The organism is Yoonia sp. R2-816 (assembly GCF_046762905.1).
Classification (GTDB): Bacteria; Pseudomonadota; Alphaproteobacteria; order Rhodobacterales; family Rhodobacteraceae; genus Yoonia.
In genome coordinates, this window is sequence record NZ_JBKQXN010000132.1 from 1 (window position 1) to 2,538 (window position 2,538).

Consider the following 2,538-nt stretch of genomic DNA (forward strand, 5'->3'; position numbering starts at 1 on the left):
CCTTCTCAAGCTCCAAGGGTATACACACATTGCCGTCACCGGGCCGTTCCTGCTCAGGATCAGGCGCCGCGCCCGCTTGAGCGAGGTCCGCTCATTTCGTAATGCGCGAACGATCGCTGCACCAATCAATGCCCTTTATCGAGGACGGCTGGCTGCATGGGACTGGATATCACGCAACCGAAGCATAGAGCGTACCGCCAGACTGGAAGAACTCGGTGCAATCGCCGCGCAGGGCTTCCAGGAGCATGGCGTGTTTGAGATTTGAGGCTGAGTTTAATCGGTTCCCACACCGTTCCAGTTGATGGCTCAAAGGTCTTTGCGACGGTTTCTGGCAGCCTCAGAGGGGTGAGACAATGGTGATGAGCTGTGACTTAGATCAACTTGAGTCGGTTGTTCTGGAATTTAGGCCCAAAGGAAAACCCGATGGAGATATCATGGAAACGATCCTGATCACCTTCCATCAACGCAGCGAATTGATAGCCGATCTGGATCGGTGGTCTGCGTCGATCGAACTGCGCATGGTGCCAATGTCGGGTCTATCGACATAAAGGTACGCGAGGTCCCACAGGAATGTTCGTGTTTTTGGTCCCTTTAGGCCCAACAGGCTCGAGCGTGCAAAAGTGGCCAAAATTCAGAACAATCCAAGAACGAGCGAAAGCAACGGTCGTTCGCTGGGCAGCGCTTGAACAGGTAAGATGCGGACTTCCGTATTGGAGGTCGATTACGGCTCAGTGCTAAACTGTACGTTAAGATAATAAGTTATTGAATAGTAATGGTATTTTCTGTGACCGGGTTACGCACTTCCCGAAATGTTCTGCCTTCTAAGGCTTTGATGTTAAGTGATAAAAATCCTTAGAGTGCTTTTCTGCACTGAGCCGTAATTGACTCCAGTTGGACACGGATGTTGTTGAACAGCCCCTTTTTCAGGTTTCTTTGGGTTTTGGTGGTTTTTCTCGCCAAGCTTCGACCATTTTTGCATAAGCAGCTTCGGCGTTTGCGACCAGTTCCATTTCGCGGTGCCGAAGCTCTTTGATCCAGTAATCCCGACCGGGTCCTGCTTTTCCATGTGCTTTTGGCGCACCTGCCCGCAATTCCAGCTTGCGCATCTTCATCGCCACAAAGGCGGGGCGTGCCCATTGGTAGGGCTCCTCCTTGGTCAAGAGATGCCAGATGAGGTTCGCAATTTTGCGTGCTGTCGCAACGGCCGCAACGTTTGCCCCCTTGCGATCTTTGACCCGCAAGAAGAAAGCCCGCAGAGGTCCGGGAACAGACGCTGCGCCCCATGCTGCTTCGATCAGCATTGTCCGAGCCGTCGCATTCCCTTGTTTTGAGATGCGCCCATGGATAGCGCCGCGTTCTCCAGACTGGCGCACGCGCGGTGTCAGGCCGAAGTAGCTGGCGAGTTTCTCGGGCGATTGAAAGCGACTGATGTCACCAATTGATGCGATGACCGCGGTTGCGATCACTGAGCTGATGCCCGCCACGCTCATCAGTTTGCGTGTTCGATCATCGTCAAGGGAGATACGGATCAAGACCTTTTCCAAGTCTTCAAGCTTGGTGGTCAGCCAATCAAGCTCGTCCAAATGGCGTCCCAGAAGTTCCCGTTCTGGTTTGGGAAGTGGCACTTTGGTGAGCCATTTCCGCCCGCCTTTGCCAAACAAGTGCCCAGCATATTTGGGAACAAGATTGGCATGCAGAATGGCCTGAACACGGCTCTTCACACGCCGGATTGACCGCACGGTCGCATCTCTCTCCGAGACAAGGCGTCGAAGGTGCAGCGTGTCATCGTCAGCTGCCCAGACCTCCGGCAAAAAACCGGCCGCATGCAGTTGCGCGAGGATCTTTGCGTCGACTTTGTCAGTCTTTACCCTCGCGTGTGCGATTGCCTTCACCTGCAAAGGGTTGGCGATGATCACGCGCTTCACAAAGGGTGCCAGCAATCTGACAATTGTCGACGTGTTCCCGGTCGCCTCAAGGATCACTTCATCCTCTGGCTGCAGGCTTCGCCCGAAGGCCACCATGGCATCATGCTCCATGTCGATCCTAAAGCGCTGGGTGATCTGCCCATCTTCAAAGACAGCGATTTGTGCAAAGCTTCGGTGCACATCCATACCGATAGATCGCATATTGAACTCCTCATTTGTTGTCACAAGGAGTGCACGGGCGTGTACGACATCTACGGATACGCGCTCGCGGCGCAGACGGGCTGGTCGCAGGGGCGGCCAGATAACAACGCGAGCTCGCAGCTCATTGTCTAATCGGCCTGCCCGCTTCTTCGCACTCCGACGCCCCGATCCCGCTAATCCTGTCTACCATGACATCTGGAGGACAGGGGCAGAAATCGAAGCGCCAAAGTCAGCATGCCCGATAACAACGCAGCCGAACGCGCCGTCAACCCCGTCGCTATCGACATTTTCGAAGAAAGGCAAAAGCAGGGTGAGGCCGAAGCTCGACTGGAGAAACAGAAACTGAGTGCACAGTCTACTACAGCACAGTGTCGAAAAGCTGACCCTCAAGACCAGGTTGTGTTGACAGGGT

2 protein-coding genes are annotated in these 2,538 nt (G+C 54.3%); one reads left to right on the plus strand and one right to left on the minus strand.

Going from position 1 to position 2,538, the window contains the following annotated elements:
* On the plus strand, window positions 1-265 hold a 265-nt coding region (locus ACFWW2_RS02850; RefSeq protein ID WP_393925983.1), incomplete at its 5' end, for a hypothetical protein.
* 658 nt (window positions 266-923) lie between these two features.
* Here ACFWW2_RS02850 and ACFWW2_RS02855 read toward each other — a convergent pair.
* Window positions 924-2,111 carry an IS110 family transposase gene (locus tag ACFWW2_RS02855; protein ID WP_393925985.1) on the minus strand — a complete coding sequence of 396 codons (1,188 nt, stop codon included), beginning with the start codon at window positions 2,109-2,111 and terminating at the stop codon, window positions 924-926.
* Between the last annotated feature and the right edge of the window lie 427 nt (window positions 2,112-2,538).

Excerpts from the sequence above, each read along its gene's own strand:
- ACFWW2_RS02855 (WP_393925985.1), bottom strand. The coding sequence starts at position 2,111 with ATGGATGTGCACCGAAGCTTTGCACAAATCGCTGTCTTTGAAGATGGG.